This is a genomic window from Bacillota bacterium (genome assembly GCA_040755295.1).
Classification (GTDB): Bacteria; Bacillota; Desulfotomaculia; order Desulfotomaculales; family Ammonificaceae; genus SURF-55.
This window is the reverse complement of record JBFMBK010000037.1, coordinates 1-1,397: the sequence shown is the minus strand read 5'-3', so window position 1 is coordinate 1,397 and position 1,397 is coordinate 1. Positions and strand designations below refer to the sequence as shown.

Below are 1,397 nucleotides of genomic sequence, written 5' to 3'. Positions count from 1 at the left end.
TATAAAAGCGTCGAGATTTTTCAGACGAAACCGTAAAAAACCCTTGAGATCGACCCAGTCTTCGGTGGACAGGTACTCGTTCAGCCGTACTATGATTTCCGACCGCAACGGGGTTAGAAGATCGCGCGCCTCCCGGAGATACCTTTTAATAACGTCCTGAACCCTTGCATCCCAGAGTCCCTTGCGGGAAAAGAAGTCCTCAGCCCGGATGTCAAGCGCGTAAGCGGTTAGAAAGGTTCCCACCACCCGGCCGAGCCGGAGGCGGACATAACGCCTTTCATTGTCGCTGCCGACAGCCACCCTTACCCGTAAAATCCCGTTTCCGATCACCACCAACCGGCAGCGAAAACGCTCGCGCCGGAGCATCCTTACCTCATGACGCAAAGCCGCGACAAGCTCCCTGCCGGCGATTTTGCCGGCATGAAAAATGAGTTCCAACCTTCCACCCCCGCAAGACCAGGCTACGGCGTAAGTTATGCATAAAAGCGCCAAAATATGTATTGCCGTACAAATAAACGTTACTATAAAAAAAAGCGGACTTTCCCTCGCGGCACGCTTCAGCTAAGAAGTTTCATTACCGCTTGCGGCTCCATATTCGACTGAGCGGCAAGCATTTCCGACATTACCTGCTGGTTGGAATTTAATATCCCCTGCGCGATGTCGAAACCAGAAACGCCTGTTTTCAAGACGGCCGTATTTTCAACGGTTGAGGCACGGTTGGAATAGAACTCCTCCAGGCGGTTTTGCACGCCGGACAGATACGACTGCTGGGATGAAACAGCCGCGATGGCATCATCGACCACCTCGATAGCCCCGGAGGTGCCGATTTCGAAGCCGGTATCGTCGAGGTTATTCAGGCCGGTCACCGATTGCTGCATAGAACTGATATTAATGGTTACGGCTTCGCCGGTATCGGCGTCCAACCGGATCTCTGCCGTGTAGGAACCTTCAAGAAGCTTCAGGTTGTCAAACTTCGTGTTGTTGACAACACCGTCGTATTCCGCCCGTAAAGCCGCCACTTCATTCTTGATCTCTTCCGTTTCAGAACTATCTGCACCATCCGCCTCGACGACCAGTTCCCGTATACGCTGCAGGACGGAATTCATCTCGCCGAGCGCTCCGTTTGCCGTCTGGATTAAGGACACACCGTTCTGTATACCGCGGTTCGTCCGCTCCAGGCCGCGAATCTGGCTGTGTGTGATTCCGGAAGCCGTCTGCCCTGTTCCGCCGCCCGTGTTTTTAGCTTGAAGCGAGTAGGACAGCCGCGCTACGGTCTTGCTCAACGCGGTATCAATTTTGCTCGCATTGTGCAAGGAATTCAGCACGCTGTTCTCTATAACCATCCTTTACACCCCCCTTGGGAAGCTGCGTTTCACTTTCCTGGTTTCGCCGGTGTG

Annotated in this window: 2 protein-coding genes; both read right to left on the bottom strand. The window is 53.6% G+C overall.

Annotated elements, in window-relative coordinates; all coding sequences use genetic code 11:
• Positions 1-438, bottom strand: a 438-nt coding sequence (locus tag AB1500_13135; GenBank protein ID MEW6184090.1) for a hypothetical protein, incomplete at its 3' end; no start/stop codon positions are given.
• A gap of 119 nt (positions 439-557) precedes the next feature.
• Positions 558-1,343 carry a flagellin gene (locus tag AB1500_13130; protein MEW6184089.1) on the bottom strand — a complete coding sequence of 262 codons (786 nt, stop codon included), beginning with the start codon at positions 1,341-1,343 and terminating at the stop codon, positions 558-560.
• Between the last annotated feature and the right edge of the window lie 54 nt (positions 1,344-1,397).

Bases quoted from the DNA above. Each gene is read 5' to 3' on its own strand.
- AB1500_13130 (MEW6184089.1), bottom strand. From the start codon at position 1,343: ATGGTTATAGAGAACAGCGTGCTGAATTCCTTGCACAATGCGAGCAAA.